Origin of the sequence: Tritonibacter mobilis, from assembly GCF_001681715.1 — a bacterium.
Classification (GTDB): domain Bacteria; phylum Pseudomonadota; class Alphaproteobacteria; order Rhodobacterales; family Rhodobacteraceae; genus Epibacterium; species Epibacterium mobile.
In genome coordinates, this window is sequence record NZ_LNWY01000048.1 from 1 (window position 1) to 209 (window position 209).

At 63.2% G+C, this 209-nt stretch carries 1 protein-coding gene; it reads right to left on the minus strand.

What is annotated here, in order from left to right:
• Window positions 1-209 (minus strand): hypothetical protein (locus UB90_RS22325; RefSeq protein ID WP_157888780.1); only part of this gene is annotated, 209 nt, incomplete at both ends.

Genomic DNA, 209 nt, shown 5'->3' on the forward strand with positions numbered 1-209 from the left:
TCCGTGACCGACCCCAGTGATGTGACATCCAGCGTCGCAGTATTTGCGCCAGCATCGGTGGACGCAGATTGAGCACCGGGCGGCGTGATCACCGGCACTTCACCATCCGTCACGGTGACCGTAAAGCTCTCCTGCACCGCCGCATTGCCCGCCCCGTCAGAGGCATCCATCGTCACCGTGGTCACCCCCATCGGAAAGGCATAAGCCCC